Source organism: Frigoribacterium sp. PhB107 (genome assembly GCF_003751515.1).
In the GTDB taxonomy this organism is placed as follows: domain Bacteria; phylum Actinomycetota; class Actinomycetes; order Actinomycetales; family Microbacteriaceae; genus Frigoribacterium.
This window is the reverse complement of the sequence record NZ_RJKU01000001.1, coordinates 1,054,764-1,070,386: the sequence shown is the minus strand read 5'-3', so window position 1 is coordinate 1,070,386 and position 15,623 is coordinate 1,054,764. Positions and strand designations below refer to the sequence as shown.

The window sequence follows — 15,623 nt, the reverse complement described above, 5'->3', positions numbered from 1 at the left end:
GGTGTGTGTATGGTGTGCCTGTCGGCAGCGCACGATCCGTCGGTCCCGTGTCAGGGACGGCGGGAGGACCGCCCGCCTCCGACCACTTGACCGGTCCTCGAGATCGGGTACAGACGTTCCCCGAAGCAAGGAGTCCCGTGCCAGGCACGAAGAAACTGGTCATCGTCGAGTCGCCCGCGAAGGCCAAGACGATCGGGCAGTACCTCGGCAGCGGCTACGAGGTGCTCGCCTCCGTCGGGCACATCCGTGACCTCGTCGAGCCCAAGAACCTGCCCCCCGAGCTCAAGAAGGGGTCGCTCGGCAAGTTCAGCGTCGACGTCGAGAACGGCTTCGAGCCCTACTACGTCGTCTCCGACGCGAAGAAGAAGACGGTCTCCGAGCTCAAGCGTGCGCTCAAGGGCGCGGACGAGCTCTACCTCGCGACTGATGAGGACCGCGAGGGCGAGGCCATCGCGTGGCACCTGCTGCAGGAGCTGAAGCCGAAGGTCCCCGTCAAGAGGATGGTCTTCCACGAGATCACGAAGGACGCGATCCAGAAGGCCCAGGAGAACACCCGCGAGCTCGACACGGCTCTCGTGGACGCCCAGGAGACCCGCCGCATCCTCGACCGCCTCTACGGCTACGAGGTCTCGCCGGTCCTCTGGCGCAAGGTGGGTCCGGGCCTCTCGGCCGGTCGCGTGCAGTCGGCGGCGACCCGCCTCGTCGTCGACCGCGAGCGCGAGCGGCTCGCGTTCGTCTCCGCCTCCTACTGGGACCTCACCGCCACCTTCGAGCCTGCCGCCGACGCGCTGCCCTTCTCCTCCCGCCTCGTGCGGGTCGACGGCACCAGGGTCGCGAGCGGTCGGGACTTCGACGACCGCGGCCAGCCCAAGGGGCAGGCCGTCGCGCTCGACGAGGCCTCGGCCGGGGCGCTCTCCCGTGCGCTCCAGGCGTCGGGCGTCGACATCGTCGTCTCGTCGGTCGAGTCGAAGCCCTACACGCGCCGTCCCGCCGCCCCGTTCACGACGTCGACCCTGCAGCAGGAGGCCGCCCGCAAGCTGCGGTTCTCCGCCCGCCAGACGATGAGCGTCGCCCAGTCGCTGTACGAGAACGGGCACATCACCTACATGCGCACCGACTCGCCGTCGCTCTCGCAGCAGGCGACGAACGCCGCCCGGTCCCAGGCCGCCTCCCTGTACGGTGCCGACACGGTGCCCGAGAAGCCCCGCGTCTACACGGGCAAGAGCAAGAACGCCCAGGAGGCGCACGAGGCGATCCGCCCCTCCGGCGACACGTTCCGCACGCCGAGCGACATGCAGTCGACCCTGAGGGGCAACGACTGGAAGCTCTACGACCTCATCTGGAAGCGCACCGTCGCCTCGCAGATGGCCGACGCCAAGGGCTCGACGGCCTCCGTCGTCGTGACGGCGACGACGCAGACCGCCGTCGCGGGCGTGTCCGCCGAGGGGGCCGCCCGCACGGCGGCCGAGTTCGTCGCCACCGGCACCGTCATCACCTTCCGCGGCTTCCTGAACGCGTACGAGGAGGGTCGCGACGAAGACCGACACGGCGCGGCCGACAGCGCCGAGGCCAAGCTCCCGCCGCTGACGGAGGGCCAGCAGCTCACCCTCGACGAGATCGAGGCGAAGGGGCACGACACGAGCGCGCCGCCGCGCTACACCGAGGCGAGCCTCGTCAAGACGCTCGAAGAGCTGGGGATCGGGCGGCCGTCGACGTACGCCGCCATCATGTCGACCATCGTCGACCGCGGCTACGTCACGCCCCGGGGCACGGCCCTCGTGCCGAACTGGATCGCGTTCTCCGTCGTCCGGCTGCTCGAGGAGTACTTCGGCGACCTGGTCCAGTACGACTTCACGGCCAGCATGGAGGACGACCTCGACCTCATCGCCGGCGGCGACGCCGACCGGGTCGACTGGCTCAACGGCTTCTACTTCGGCAACGACACGCACCGCGGGCTCCGCAAGGTGATCGACAACCTGGGTGAGATCGACGCGAGGGACATCAACTCCATCCCGCTCGGCGAAGGGCTCACCTTGCGCATCGGGCGCTACGGCCCCTACCTCGAGGCTCCGGGCGACGACCCCGAGACCCCCCGCCGGGTCAACGTCCCCGAGGACATGGCGCCGGACGAGCTGACGCCGGCCCGCGCCCGTGAGCTCATCGACGCTCCCGTCATCGGCGACCGCGTCGTCGGCGTCAACCCCGAGTCCGGCAAGGAGGTGCTCGCGAAGGACGGCCGTTTCGGTCCGTACGTGACCGAGCGCACCCCGGAGGAGATCGCTGCGGACCCCGCCACCGGCGAGGTCGTCGAGGCGGCGACCGCCACCGCCGCACCTGCCGCCACGGACGGCACCGCGACGAAGAAGGCGCCCGCCAAGAAAGCCCCGGCGAAGAAGGCCGCCCCCAAGGAGCGGACGGCGTCCCTGTTCAAGAGCATGAGCGTCGACACCATCGACCTCGAGACCGCTCTCGCGCTGCTCGACCTGCCGCGGACGGTCGGAGTCGACCCGGAGACGGGCGACGAGATCCAGGCCCAGAACGGCCGCTACGGTCCGTACCTCAAGAAGGGCACGGACACCCGGTCGCTCACCAGCGAGGACCAGATCTTCGAGATCGACCTGCCCGGCGCCCTCGAGCTCTACGCCCAGCCCAAGTACGGGGCGAAGCGGGCCAGCAGCGCCCTCGCCGAGTTCGAGGCCGACCCGGTCAGCGGCAAGCCGATCAAGATCAAGGACGGCCGCTTCGGGGCCTACGTGACGGACGGCGAGACGAACGCCACCATCCCCCGCGGGGAGACAGTCGAGGAGGTCGACTTCGAGCGCGCGATCCAGCTGCTCGCCGACAAGCGCGCCAAGGGCCCGGCCAAGAAGCCGGCTGCGAAGAAGCCCGCTGCCAAGAAGCCGGCTGCGAAGAAGCCCGCGGCCGCCAAGAAGCCCGCGGCCGCGAAGAAGCCCTCCGCCGCGAAGCCGGCTGCTGCCGGGGCCGCTGCCGCGAAGCCGGCGGCCGTCAAGAAGCCGGATGCCGCGAGGAAGCCCGCCGCCGCGAAGGCCGCTGCCACGGCGGCGGCCACGGACGGCGACGCGCCGGAGGCCTCGTAGTGGCCGGTCTGTTCATCACCCTCGAGGGCGGCGACGGATCGGGCAAGACCACGCAGGCGGCCCTCCTCGAGGCGTGGCTCGGTGAGCAGGGTCGCCGTGTCGTCCGCACCCGGGAGCCCGGAGGCACCGACCTGGGCCTCGAGCTCCGGCAGATCGTCCTGCACCGCCGGGGACACATCGCGGCCCGGGCTGAGGCCCTGCTCTACGCGGCCGACCGAGCCCACCACGTCGAGACTCTCGTGCGCCCGGCCCTCGACCGCGACGAGGTCGTCCTGCAGGACAGGTACGTCGACTCGTCCGTCGCCTACCAGGGCGCGGGCCGCGTGCTGGGCGGAGACGAGGTGCGCGAGCTGTCGGTGTGGGCGACCGGCGGACTGACGCCTGACCTCACCGTGCTGCTCGACCTCGACCCGCAGGTCGGCAGGTCGCGCCTCGACGCTGCCGAGAAGTCCTGGGACCGGCTCGAGTCGGAGGCCGCGGCGTTCCACGGCCGGGTCCGGGACTCGTACCTCGCGATCGCCCGTGCCGAGCCCGCCCGGTTCCTCGTGGTCGACGCGACGCTGCCGGTCGCCGAGGTCGCGGCGGCCGTGCGGGCGAGGGTCGCCGACCTCCTCACCGAGCAGTGAGCAGCGAGCGATGAGCGGCTGGGACGGCCTGACCGGCCAGGCCGACGCCGTCGAGCTCCTCAAGGCGGCTGCCTCCGCCGATCCGTCCCGCTCGGCGATGACGCACTCGTGGCTGATCACCGGCCCGCCCGGTTCCGGCCGTTCGAACCTCGCCTACGCCTTCGCGACCGCGTTGCTGTCCCGGGGCCACGACGACGAGGCGACGAGCCGCCAGGTCGACGCCCGGTCGCACCCCGACCTGGCCGTGCTCAGCACGGAGCGGATCATCATCACCATCGACGAGGTGCGGTCGCTGGTCGCGTCGTCCCAGTTCTCTCCCTCGGTCGGCCGCTACCGCGTCGTCGTCATCGAGGACGCCGACCGGATGACCGAGCGCACCAGCAACCTGCTGCTGAAGGCCCTCGAGGAGCCGCCGCCCCGCACTGTGTGGATCCTCTGCGCCCCGAGCGAGGCCGACCTCATCCCGACGATCCGGTCCCGCGTCCGCAGCATCCGCCTCCGGACGCCGACCGTGGCCGACGTGGCCGCCCTGCTCGAGCGTCGCGACGGCATCGACCACGAGACGGCCGTCACGGCGGCCCGTGAGGCGCAGAGCCACATCGGCATGGCGCTCCGTCTCGCGACGGACGAGGAGGCGCGCGAGCGCCGCCGACGGACGCTCGAGACCGCGCTGGCCATCCGCAGCGTGTCCGACGCGGTGAACGCGGCGACCACGATGCTCGCCGTCGCCGGGGACGACGCCAAGGCCATCACCGAGCAGCGTGACGCCCAAGAACGCGCGAGCGCCCTCCGGTCGCTCGGCGTCGAGCCGGGCGGGACCGTGCCCCCTGCCCTCCGCAGCCAGCTCCGCGCGCTGGAGGACGACCAGAAGCGTCGGGCGACCCGGAGCCTCCGCGACGGCATCGACCGCATCCTCGTCGACCTGCTCTCGCTGTACCGCGACGTCCTCCTGCTGCACCTCGGGGTGGCGGAGGAGCCCATCAACCAGGCGGTCCGTGGCCGGCTCGACGAGGCGACCGCGGCCTCGACGCCGGCGAGCACTCTCGCAGTCATGGACGCGATCGCCGTCGCACGTCGACGGATCGAGTCGAACGTGGCCCCGGCGCTGGCGCTCGAGGCCATGCTGGTGGCCGTCAGCCGACACGCGGTCAGGTGAGGCAAGATGGCGGCATGACCGACCCGACTGCCGCCCCGGGCCTGCGTGAGCGCAAGCGCCTGGCCACCCGACGGGCCATCCAGCTCTCCGTCCTCGACCTGATCGGCGAGGAGGGACTCGAGGCCGTCACCGTCGACATGATCAGCCGCCGCGCCGACGTGTCGCCCCGCACGTTCTTCAACTACTTCACGTCGAAAGAAGAGGCCGTCGTCGGCGACCTGCCCGACCTGCCCGAGGGCGAGTCCCTCGACCGGTTCCTCGGGGCGCACGACGAGCCGATCATCGACGGCCTCATCCGCCTCCTCGACGAGGCCGTCGTGACCGCGACGTTCGACCGCGACCTGGTGCAGCGTCGACGCATGGTGCTGCGCAGCCACCCCGACCTGCTCGCCCGCCGGATCGCCTCCACTCGCGTGCTCGAGGAGCGCCTCACGGGCATCGTCGCCCGTCGTCTGGCCACGGCCCCCGGCCGTGCCGACGACGCCACTGAGGAGTCCGACCTCAGCAGCGCCCACCTCCTCACCCTCGTGGCCATCGCCGCCCTCCGCCACGCCTGGGGCGAGTGGATCGACGACGACGACGCCGACCACGCGACCGACCACCGCTACGGCCTGCGCGCGCGCATGGAGGCGTCGTTCGCCGAGCTCGGCCGAGTCGTGACGCGACAGGTCTGAGAATCCGCTACAGTTGGTGATCGTGCCGCGAGGCACGGGTTCTCGATCTGATCGAGATCCGCCGCTTTAGCTCAGTCGGCAGAGCGTCTCACTCGTAATGAGAAGGTCTGGGGTTCGATTCCCCAAAGCGGCTCATCCAGAGGCCCGGATCTACAAGGATCCGGGCCTCTTCCCGTTCCGGGCCCGTCCGAGCAGATTGCATCCAGATAGCAGTGGGCCTCACGCCGTCCGTAGCCGGCGCCGCTCGGCCGCGCGGGCCTGCTGCCGCTCGAGGCGGTGCGCCAACATCGGGAACGCGGCCACGCCCTCTGGGGTGCGGACCAGCCGCAGGAGCCGCTGCGTGTACCGGACAGGGGTCAGCTCGAACTGCCGGCGCACGGCGAGCTCCTTCGCGCCGTCCCAGCGCGGGTGATCGTCCTCGAAGCGGAGCAGGTCACGGTCGTCATCAGTCATGTGCGACGAGTGTCGCTCCGACCACCGACAGTCGTCGCCCAGATAGGGGCTGCCTATCGATGTGGAGGGTCACCTACGATCGAGCGCATGAGTGATCAGACGACGGCGGCTGGCTGGTACGACGACGCGCAGGGCGCGGTCCGGTGGTGGGACGGCCAGCAGTGGACGGAACACACGCAGCCAGCCACAGGTGCCCAGAAGACCCCTTCGAGGACCGGCGCCATCGCGCAAAGAGTCGTCACGACAATGGCCCCCGTTGAAGACGGTGTCCTCTGGTCTGCCACCGGCAAGCCGTTGAAGGGCTTCGGCGGCGGACGCTACCGACTCACCGACGAATACCTCTTCTTCGAGTCCGGCACCCTCTCGCTCAAGGCCGAGCAGATCCGGACCCACGAGATCCACGACGTCGACGCCAGCCAGACGATGACGCAGAAGGCTCGCGGCGTCGGCAGTATCACCCTCATCGCGCACCGTGCCTCAGGCCGGGAGCGCGTCCTCCTCGAAGACATCGCCGAGTTCCGCGAAGGCGTGGCTCGCATCAACCAGACAGCGCACGACGCCCGTGAGCGGCTCCGCCTACGCGAGCACACGCAGCACGTGAACTACAGCGGCACACCTGTGCACGCCGCGCCCGCGCCCGCCGCCGCAGCCCCCGCTCCGGTCGACATGAACGCGGAACTGGGGAAGCTGGCAGCGTTCCACCAGCAGGGCATCCTCACGGACGAGGAGTTCGCAGCCGGCAAGCGCAAGCTGCTCGGCCTGTAGGCCCGCTGAGACGACGAACGAGCCCCGCCCGACCACGTAGGTCAGGCGGGGCTCAGTCGTGCGGGAGGCGCGGTGTCGGCGGCGGGACGTAGGGTGCCCGCCATGGCAGTGCAACCAGACAAGCGGGCGTGGGCGGCGCAGGTCGCCGAGTGGGGCGGGAACCTAACCGAGCGGTTCCGGCTCGGCGAGTGGATGCTGCAGGCGCGGGAGCGCGACACGAACCCGTCGAGCTACTTCCTGCGCTGCGACCGGCCCGGCTTCCCGAACGGCACCGGAGTCTCGCGGAACCCGCACGACGGGTGGACGATCTACGACGGCGACGCGAAGTACTCGAGTCACCGCGGCCCCGAGGACTGCCTCCGCTGGTGGGTTGACCGCCGGGGCCAGAAGTAGCCCGGACGCACGAACGACCCCCTGCACGCTCCGGAGAGCATGCAGGGGGTCACGTGTGTCAGTCGACGGCGTCGAGGGTGGGGCTGTAGACGAGGATCAGGACCACGATCACGATCAGCCAGAGCACGGGCGTCACCGACGCCGCAGCGCGGCGAGCCATGGCACGTACCGGGTCAGGGCCTGGTCGACCGCCGGGGTCGCCATCAGGCGGGTCACGAGGCCGATGACGAACGACGTCACCGCGACCGCGCCGTTCAGGACCAGGAACGCCCACGCGGGCACGACGAGGTCGGTCTGCGTGTTCAGGTAGTCGATCAGCACGCCGGCGGCGATGTTGACCAGGGGGATGAGGACGACGAGCGCCTGCACGACGGTGCGGACGGTCGCGCGGACGGGGTTCGCGATCTGCGTGCCGAGCTCGGCCAGCGCGGGTCGCTCGTCGATCACAGCCAGGTGTCGGGGGGTGTCGGTCATGGGTGCCTCCTCAGGCTCTGGTGGTGGCGACGTCGGGCTCATCGCCCGGCGTCAGCCCGTTCTCGATGAGCTGGCGTCGCAGGCGCGACGCGTACTCCTGATAGGCGCGACGCTTGGTCGCCTCGTCGTCTGCGCGGCCGTCGGCGAGGCGGGCCTTCTCGAGCGCCTCGTCGCGCTGCTGCACGATGTCGGTCTTCCGCTTGCCCTCCTTCGCGCTCACGCCGGAGCGGATGGTGGCGAAGACGGCCACGAACTCGCGCAGCATGAGCGCAACGCCGGCGCCGCCCCCGAGGGCAACGAGCAGGGTGGTGTCGACCACTGGGCCCCCTAGTAGTGCTGGCGGCGGACGACGTACTCCGTGCGGCGGCGGAGCAGCGACCGCACCTTCTCGGTGAACGTGGTGAGCCCCGGCTCGCTGGTGAAGATCTGCAGCTCGCAGTACCGGCGGAACATGCCGATGAACGCGAGGACGACCATGCCGAGGATTACGAGCGAGGAGCCGCCCGCGACGGCGGAGAAGATGATGATCGCGTAGCAGACGGCCCCCGACCAGGCGGAGACGTTGAACAGGACCTCGACGGCCCACACGCCCGTGAGACGCCCGAAGAACCCTCCGGCGCCGCCCGCCAGCATGAGCACGCCCCACAAGATGATGACGGCCGGCAAACGGATCTCCTCCTGCACGAACGGCGACGTGAACCACAGCGCCGAGCCGCCGTTCACGGCCATGACGGCGTAGGCCACGAGGTCGAGGATCCAGATCGTGCGCTCCCACCGGAGCCTGCGCTGGTTCAGCTTCGGATCGGTCGCGATCATCGGCTCAGCCCCACGCGTGCGCGAAGAGGCGCTCGTAGAGGGAGACGGGGACCTTGACGATCTTGGCCCCGCCGAGGCCGAGTGCGTTGACCTCGGCGGCGTCCTTGAGGCGGATCGCCTGACCGCCGACCATGCCGATCTGGCCCTTGTCGCTGTCGAAGATGAACATGTGCTGCCCTTCCGGGTTGTTGATGATCGCCACGGCCACGGCGGCCGGGGTGAGTGTTGCGCTGACGACCGAGAACGCATGGCCGCCGAGGTCACCGGTCCACCCGAGGTACGGGCGCTGCGTCTGCTTCTCGCGCGCGGCGATCGTCATGATCCCGACGCGCGCGCCGGTGACGTCGGTCGCGATCTGCAGGCCGCCACCGATCGACACAGTGACGTCGCCGGCGTTCCGGTTGCGGTCGGTGCGGGTCGGCGAGGGCCCGTAGTGCAGCGCGACGCCGGCGGGCGGGTGACGGTCGCCGGGGTGCTTGTCGTCGGCAGCCAGCCACGAGTTGTAGGCGGTGTCGAGACGACCGACGGCGTTGCCGATGGACGAGAGCCCGCCGGCCATCCGCCAGACAAAGTTCAGGCACATGCCCTGCGGGATGATGCTCGTGCCGATGGCTGCCCGAGCGCGGGCGAGGAAGGCTGCGGAGTCGATGGTGGTCACGCGTCACACCCCCTCGGTGTCGAGGGCGGTCGAGGCGTCCTCGCCGTCGATGAGGGGTTCGGCGAACGCGGCCGGGACCTCGTCGACGTCGTCGGCGACGATGACGGGGGTGTCGCCGACGAGGATCTCGAGGACGCTCGCGGCGGGTTGGGTGGTGTCCATGGTTCCTCCGTGGGGGCTAGGCGATGCCGAGCTTCGAATTGATGGCGGCGACGTCGGCGCGGAGCTCGACGATCTCCTTCTGCTGCGCCTGCGCGACGGGGATCAGGGCGAGGGCGAGCAGCTCGTACCGGACGCCGAAGCACACCGGGTCGCCGTCGTCGTCGACCTTCAGCGAGCCGTCGGCCTCGCGCTCGTAGATCACGAACTGCCAAAGGCCCGCCTCGTGCAGCCGCTCGGCGATGACACCGACCTCCGTCGCGACCCGGTACGACGGGTCCTCCTCGCGCTGCTCGAGCTCGGCGATGTACTGGTAGTAGACGACCTGCAAGCGCAGCACCGCGGCGGGGTCGAGCTTCGCGGGCCGGATGTTCGTCTTGAACCGCTCCGACGACGACGCAGTGCCGAGGAGCCCGTCCGAGGACTGCAGCCACGCGGCCACGCGGGTGCCGGTGATGTTCGTCGACGGGGCTGTCGTTGCGCGGACGCTCTGCCCCTGGACGGCTCCGGTGGCGGTCATCGCGCCGGTGACGCCGAGCGCTCCGCCGACGGTGAAGCCGGTCCCGGTGGTTCCTCCGCTGGTGAGGTCGGACGCGGCGTGCTGGTGCGTCTTCGGGGCCGCGGCGTCGGCCACGGCCTGATCGCGATCGATGATGTCCTGCCGCTTCATCGACTGAGCGTCGATCGCGGCGGCCACTTCCCCGGGGATCTGCGCGAGCCGGTTCGTAACCGTCTCGAGGAGGCGGGCCAGCATCGTGCCGGACGGCTGCTCGACGCTGCGAAGTCGCTTCCTCTGGTCCTTGGTCAGCCGCGCCATCTGGCCGGCGCCGTCGCCGTCTGGTCTGGGGTCAGGCATCGAGCGAGTACACCTCCCCGGTAGTGACCTTGATCCAGCGGCCCTGCTCGTCGCCGCTCATCGCGACGATGCGGCGCAGGTAGCCGTCGGTGACGTTGTCGGGCACGTACGGGTCGCCCTTGATCTTCGTGCGGGAGTAGTCCCCGACCTGGTACGTGCCGACCCTGGGCGTCGCGGTTGCGTCGACCTCGAACGACCAGAACTCGATCGGCTTGTAGCCGGTGCGGGCGGCCTCGGCGGCGTAGCCGTCGAGGGTGCTCTGCACGGACACGGAGGAGTGCGAGGAATCGACCGCCTCGAGCAGCGGGTAGCCGGCCGCCGTCAGTGTCGGGTTCTCGTACCGAGCCGTCATCACGACGTCGTCGGTGCGGCCTCCAGTGGCCCACGCGCGGCCGACCATCCGCTCTGCGGTGCGCTTTACCTGCAGGCCTCGGACGGACGGCTCGGGGACGGCGAGGTCCCACACGTGCGTGCGGGTCGACGACAGTTGCGGCTGGGCTGCCGTCCCGACCCGCATGACCCACTCGATGCCGAGCCGGTCCGCCGTGAAGCGGGGAGCGAAGTCGATGTCGGGGCCGCCGATGACGTTCGTGATGTCCTCAAGGCGGTCGCCGACGAGAGCGAGGTCGGCGCCGAGATACTTCCGCTCAGACGTCCCCGCCTCGTCGGCCTGGAAGACCACTGGGACGTTCCCGCCCGTGTGGGCTCGGGCCTGCTGGACGATGCGCTTCGCGATGGTCCCCAGCCACAGCCCGGACAGGTTCGTGTCAGCGCCCACCGGGGACTGTCCTGCTGCGAGGACTGGGATGAGGACGCGGTGGTCGAAGTACGACCAGAGGCCCGCAGCGGTCAGCTTCAAGGTTCCTGCGTCACGGTCGTAATCGTGCGTCCAGATGGGGCCGGCCTCCATGACGACGTCGTTCTCGACGACGGCGAGGAACGACTTCCCTGGGGTGGCGACGTTCCGCAGTCCGAGGCGCACCAGGTCGGGGTCGCGCAGTGTCACGGTGATGCTGATGGTTCCCGCGGCGTTGAGCTGCTTGGCCCAAGTGGCCGACAGCACGCTCACGTCCTGCAGCTTGCGCCCCGTGCGGAGGTCGCCGATCAGGATGCGCGTCACGGCGACCCCCTTCAGTACTGGATGGCGTAGTTGAACGTCACGTCCCAGTGCTCGATGGCCGCGGTGCCGCCGTCGACCGCGATGCGGAGGGCGACGCCGTGGCTGCCGGGGGGGAGCGGGACGGTCATGTCGGCCTCGAAGACGGCCTGACCGGATGCGCCGTGGGTGTGGATGCGGCCGCGCTGCCCGTCGGCGGCGTACTGGACGCCGTCGATGAAGAACAGGATCGAGCCGACGATGCCGTTCGCGGCCCCTCGGGTCCAGATGGTGACGTGCGCGTGCAGGTCGCCGTTCGTGAGGACGTCGAAGGTGCGGGACCCGTAGACGGCGGAGAGGCCGCCCGAGGGGGCGATCGCGCCGCCGGTGGCCTCCATGCCGTAGCCGATGACGTTCCGGCCGAGGCGGGCCCAGGTCTTGACCGGGGTCGCGGCCGAGGTCTTGCCGAGCCGGTAGCGGGCCATCGTGTCGAGGGTGACCGCGTCCGTGCCGATGAGCAGCTGGGAGGCGTCTGCGTTCATGTCCGCGATCGACCGGTACTGGATCGGGGATCCGGCGGGGGCGGCGAACGGGGCGATCTGCCCGATCGTCATGCCGTTCGTCGTCGTCGCGCCGGCGGGCACGAGGACCGAGGCCAGGGGCAGGGCCCCGCGGGGGATGACGGCGAGCGTGTTCGCGAGGTTCGGTGTCGCGGACGCGTTGCCGGGGGTGACGCCGAACACGGCCTGGTTGTCGGCGTCCGGTGCCTGCGCGGTCACCGAGTCCCGCTGCCGCACCCACACGACGTCGTAGCGCGAGTTCGCGGCGGGTGCCGAGGCGATCTCGACCTGCACGGTGCCGTCGTTCGCGATGAACGAGACACCGTCCGCAGCGCCGCGCGACAGCGCCGCGGTGAAGCCCGCGACGTCGACGTACTTGTCGGCACGGGAGGTGACCAGCGTCGGCGCCCCCGAGACTATGCCGGGGCGGGCGCCGCCTGCCGCCGTCTGCACAAGCGTGCCAGCGAAGGCGAGGCGGGCGTCCACGGCGGTCGTGCCGGCGAGGTGAGGCCCGAAGGCGGGGTGCAGAGCCACGGGGGCCTCCTAGATGAACGCGGGCGCGGTGCGCGCCGTGAGGGTGGGGGTGCCCGTCACGACGCCCTTGGATGCGAACTGGATGCTGCCGACGTCGCCGGCGGCGACCGGCCACCAGTCCGAGATGGTGAGGAACCCCGTCACATCGGACTGCCCGTCGATCACGGCCAGTCCCCGGCGCGGGTCGAGGGTGATGGTCGATCCAGGCGGGACCTCCCGGTCGAAGCTGATGAGCTGCCCCGTGGGGACGTACGTCAGCAGGAACCCGAGGGACATGCCGCCGGTGACCTCGAGCACCGTGTACGTCTCGGCGGTGCCGTCGTTCGGGGTGTCGACCCGGCCGAGGTCACCGACGGTGCCCCAGTTGAGCCACGTTCCGCCGGTCCCGAGGGGCCACACCAGGCCGGAGCCCGCCACGGGCAGCCCCGTCGAGTCCACGACTGCGGGGCCGTACCGGAGAGGGTCCGGGGCGAGCATGTCGATCGCGTACTCGAAGGACAAGCGCCCGCGATCGTCGGCGATGTCGACGAACCGGATCGACACGTCGCGCGACGTCGGGCCGTCCTCGTCGGTGACCGTGACGCGCTTCCGCCAGCCGGTCACCGGTGAGAACCCGACCCGCCGCAGGGACGCGAGGTCGCGCTTCGCGGCCTGCAGGTCGGCCCGCGACGAGGCGTCGTAGCGAGCCTTGATGGACGGGGTCGCGGAGTCCGACCAGTCGGGGCCCGGGTCGAAGGACCCGTGCCCCTGCGGCCGTGACTCCGGCGACGCCTTCGACGGGGGAACGCTGTACCAGTCGATCAGGCCCCCCTCCTGCAGGAAGTGACCGACCGGCCCCCAGCCGCTGCTGATCGTCACGCCACCGATCTCGATGCTGATCGGACCGTCACTCATGGCATCCCCGCGATCTGGTTCTCGAACTCCCGGCCGAACTTCCTGGCGATGACGGTGGAGTCCTCGTCGGCGGCGTAGAAGGTGTTGTTCTGGACGTATGACCCCGACCGAGCAGCCGTGCCGTAGTCGCTCTCGAGCCCCAAGCTGGCCGAACCAATTGCCCCTGCTCTCCGGATCTGCGGCGCGAACGACGACGGATCGGGGATCGGGATGATGTCCTGCATTGCATCAGCGACGAGTCCTCCATCGCGGAGGATGCCGCCTGCGATACCGGCAGGGATCTCGACACCGACCTCGTCGCGCATGACGCGCGACGGAGAGTGGATGTCGAGAGCGTTCTTCGCCGCGTCAACCGCCGATCGAGCGACACGGGCAGCCGCGTTCGCTACCCGCTCGATTCCGCCGAGCATCCCGCCGACGAACCCGTCGACAAGGTCTGCGCCGGCACCACGGAGAGCACCTCCGACGTTGCCGAGGGCGCCAGTCGCGCGACCCGGGAGCGAGGCTATGAACCCCACGGCCTTGTCGATGCCCCCAGCGATCGCCGGACCGATCTGAGCCGCCGCGTTCCGCACGGGCGCGGGGACCATGCCCCAGACCTGTTCGCCGACGGCCTGCACCTGACCCAGCTTCTGCGAGACGTTCGACTGGATCCCTCGGAAGGTTTCCCCGACCATCGTGCCGAAGCTGATTACCTTGGGCGTGATGTACGCCAGCGCTGACCCGTACTTGCCGCCGATGGCGTCGCTGGCCAGATCCGTTGCGGACCGGCTCCCGTCCATCACGTCACGCAGTCCCTGAAGGAGGGGGATCGGGCCAGGCAGCAAGCCGATCAGGAAGACCAGCACCCCCACGAGCCCCGACACGGCGCCGGTGAAGCCGTCCGTGCTGCCCTTCGCGTTATCGGTCGGCGTCACCAAGAACGTGAGCAGATCGATCACCGGGGGCAGCACGGCCAGGGCCAGCTGGACCAGCGGGGGGATCAGCGGCAGCAGCGCCCCAACCAGATCGATCAGCCCCGGGATGAGCTCCGGCAGCACCTCCGTGCCCACGTCGAGCAGCTTGTCGCCGAGGTCTTCGATCTCTGGCTGACTGTCCTGGACCGCTCGCAGCAGCTCATCAGACATCAGACCAGCGGTCTCCCCAAGGGCAGGCAGCAGGTCATCGGACAGGGCGGGCCCGAGCTTGTCGCCCACCGCCGTGCCGATATCCGCTAGCCCAGTCGCGAGAGAAGGCAGGTACGGGGCGAGGGCGCTGACGATCAGGCCGAGAGGCGAGAACGCCTCCCACAGCTCCACGACCTGCGGCACGACCGGCCCCAGCTTGTCGCCGAAGTTCTCGATGACGGGGGTGAAGGTGTCGCCGAGGAACGCCTTCGCCTCGACGCCCTTGTCCAAGAGCCGGCCGAGACCATCCCGGAGGTCGAGCACGAAGTCGACAGGTCGGCTGTCCTCGGTCCACCCGAAGGAGTCCTGCAGCAGGCCTGAGTAGTCACCGTCGACAAGCAGGTTGCGGATGCCGGTGAGACCGTCGATGAAGCCCGCGATGAACGGCGTGACCTGGTTGTTGAGAGTGTCCGCGAGGCCCTTCGCGATCGACCCAAGAGCGGGAGTCGCCTTCTCGAAGATCGTCTCGCCGAAGGTGCCCCACGCGTGGCCCAGCAGCTCGACCTTGCCGGCGTACGTCTCGGCGTATGCTGCCGCCGAGCCGCCGAACTGGCTGTTGAGCTCAGCCAGGATGATCTTCTGGGCCTCCATCACCTTCCCTGACTCAGTCAGGGTGGTGATGAGCTCCTTCTGGTCATCCGTGAAGGTGATGCCCACGCGGGACAGCGCCGCGATGCCCTTCACCGGGTCGTTCAACGCCTTGCCGAGCTGGATCGCCCCGCCCTTGGCGTCGGTACCCATCGCCCGCGCCATGTCGACCATCGCGACCGTGGTCTGGTCGAAGATGTCGTTGCCTTCGCCGGCCTCGTTGCGGATGTTCTTGAACGTCAGGAGGAGGTTCGCGCCCTCCTGGACGGACTCGGCCTCCGTGGCCGTCGTGTTCTCAAGGGCGCTCGCGAGGTCCTCGACGTGCTCCGCCGTGACCCCGGCGGCGCCACCCGTCGACTTGATGACGTTCGTCGTCTGGGTGTTAATCGTCTCGATCCGGGCGAGAGCAGCCAGCTGCTCCTTGCCCCAGTCGTAGACAGCTTTCGCCCCGAACACGCCAGCCGTGATCGCAGCGACAGGGCCGAGCGCACCCTTCAGGCCGCTCACGAGCCCGCCGCCAAGAGCTTTGCCTCCGACGCCACCAGCAGCGCCGAGGCCGCCCAGCTCGGACGCGATGGCCCCCTGAGCGCCCTTCAGCGACGGAACGAGGGACAGGTAGGCGGTCGCCAGTTCAACAGCCACAGCGACCGCCTTCCG

At 70.1% G+C, this 15,623-nt stretch carries 17 protein-coding genes and 1 tRNA gene; 7 read left to right on the top strand and 11 right to left on the bottom strand.

Annotated features, from left to right (window positions below; translation table 11 throughout):
- The first annotated feature begins 137 nt into the window (after positions 1–137).
- From topA to EDF18_RS04880, 5 genes are all read left to right on the top strand, one after another.
- Positions 138–3,098: a type I DNA topoisomerase gene (gene topA / locus EDF18_RS04900; RefSeq protein ID WP_123546640.1), complete on the top strand. Its 2,961-nt coding sequence runs from the start codon at positions 138–140 to the stop codon at positions 3,096–3,098.
- Entirely contained in the window at positions 3,098–3,724 is a 627-nt protein-coding gene (tmk, locus tag EDF18_RS04895) for a dTMP kinase (protein WP_123546639.1), read from the top strand. The genes topA and tmk overlap by 1 nt, the downstream gene beginning before the upstream one ends.
- A 10-nt stretch (positions 3,725–3,734) precedes the next feature.
- A complete protein-coding gene (locus EDF18_RS04890) occupies positions 3,735–4,880 on the top strand; it encodes a DNA polymerase III subunit delta' (RefSeq protein ID WP_123546638.1) in 1,146 nt (381 codons plus the stop codon).
- Positions 4,881–4,894: 14 nt separating this feature from the next.
- A complete protein-coding gene (locus tag EDF18_RS04885; RefSeq protein ID WP_123546637.1) occupies positions 4,895–5,554 on the top strand; it encodes a TetR/AcrR family transcriptional regulator in 660 nt (219 codons plus the stop codon).
- A gap of 60 nt (positions 5,555–5,614) precedes the next feature.
- A tRNA-Thr gene (locus tag EDF18_RS04880) sits at positions 5,615–5,687 on the top strand.
- 86 nt (positions 5,688–5,773) lie between these two features.
- Here the strand turns inward: EDF18_RS04880 and EDF18_RS04875 are convergent.
- A complete protein-coding gene (locus EDF18_RS04875) occupies positions 5,774–6,007 on the bottom strand; it encodes a DUF3263 domain-containing protein (RefSeq protein WP_123546636.1) in 234 nt (77 codons plus the stop codon).
- An 87-nt stretch (positions 6,008–6,094) separates the two neighbouring features.
- On the opposite strand from EDF18_RS04875, the gene EDF18_RS04870 reads away from it, so the two are divergent.
- Positions 6,095–6,772 carry a DUF2510 domain-containing protein gene (locus EDF18_RS04870; protein ID WP_123546635.1) on the top strand — a complete coding sequence of 226 codons (678 nt, stop codon included), beginning with the start codon at positions 6,095–6,097 and terminating at the stop codon, positions 6,770–6,772.
- Between the two features lie 102 nt (positions 6,773–6,874).
- A complete protein-coding gene (locus EDF18_RS04865) occupies positions 6,875–7,165 on the top strand; it encodes a hypothetical protein (RefSeq protein WP_148050046.1) in 291 nt (96 codons plus the stop codon).
- A 132-nt stretch (positions 7,166–7,297) separates the two neighbouring features.
- On the opposite strand, the gene EDF18_RS04860 is transcribed toward EDF18_RS04865, so the two are convergent.
- The 10 genes from EDF18_RS04860 to EDF18_RS04820 are packed head-to-tail and all read right to left on the bottom strand — an operon-like array spanning position 7,298 to position 15,608.
- Positions 7,298–7,639, bottom strand: coding sequence for a hypothetical protein (locus tag EDF18_RS04860; RefSeq protein WP_123546633.1), 342 nt, complete (start codon positions 7,637–7,639; stop codon positions 7,298–7,300).
- A gap of 10 nt (positions 7,640–7,649) precedes the next feature.
- A complete protein-coding gene (locus tag EDF18_RS04855; protein ID WP_123546632.1) occupies positions 7,650–7,958 on the bottom strand; it encodes a hypothetical protein in 309 nt (102 codons plus the stop codon).
- 8 nt (positions 7,959–7,966) lie between these two features.
- Positions 7,967–8,455, bottom strand: a complete 489-nt coding sequence (locus EDF18_RS04850) for a hypothetical protein (RefSeq protein ID WP_123546631.1) — start codon at positions 8,453–8,455, stop codon at positions 7,967–7,969.
- A gap of 4 nt (positions 8,456–8,459) precedes the next feature.
- Positions 8,460–9,113 (bottom strand): hypothetical protein, encoded by a 654-nt coding sequence (locus EDF18_RS04845; RefSeq protein WP_123546630.1) that lies wholly within the window; start codon positions 9,111–9,113, stop codon positions 8,460–8,462.
- A gap of 3 nt (positions 9,114–9,116) precedes the next feature.
- A complete protein-coding gene (locus EDF18_RS16260) occupies positions 9,117–9,275 on the bottom strand; it encodes a hypothetical protein (protein WP_158614618.1) in 159 nt (52 codons plus the stop codon).
- 16 nt (positions 9,276–9,291) lie between these two features.
- On the bottom strand, positions 9,292–10,128 hold the full coding sequence (locus EDF18_RS04840; protein WP_123546629.1) for a tail fiber domain-containing protein: 837 nt from the start codon (positions 10,126–10,128) through the stop codon (positions 9,292–9,294).
- Positions 10,121–11,248 carry a hypothetical protein gene (locus EDF18_RS04835; RefSeq protein WP_123546628.1) on the bottom strand — a complete coding sequence of 376 codons (1,128 nt, stop codon included), beginning with the start codon at positions 11,246–11,248 and terminating at the stop codon, positions 10,121–10,123. Before EDF18_RS04835 ends, EDF18_RS04840 begins: the two co-directional genes overlap by 8 nt.
- A gap of 11 nt (positions 11,249–11,259) precedes the next feature.
- A complete protein-coding gene (locus EDF18_RS04830; protein WP_123546627.1) occupies positions 11,260–12,318 on the bottom strand; it encodes a hypothetical protein in 1,059 nt (352 codons plus the stop codon).
- Positions 12,319–12,327: 9 nt separating this feature from the next.
- Positions 12,328–13,212 carry a hypothetical protein gene (locus EDF18_RS04825; protein ID WP_123546626.1) on the bottom strand — a complete coding sequence of 295 codons (885 nt, stop codon included), beginning with the start codon at positions 13,210–13,212 and terminating at the stop codon, positions 12,328–12,330.
- Positions 13,209–15,608: a hypothetical protein gene (locus tag EDF18_RS04820; RefSeq protein ID WP_123546625.1), complete on the bottom strand. Its 2,400-nt coding sequence runs from the start codon at positions 15,606–15,608 to the stop codon at positions 13,209–13,211. Before EDF18_RS04820 ends, EDF18_RS04825 begins: the two co-directional genes overlap by 4 nt.
- Positions 15,609–15,623 lie beyond the last annotated feature (15 nt).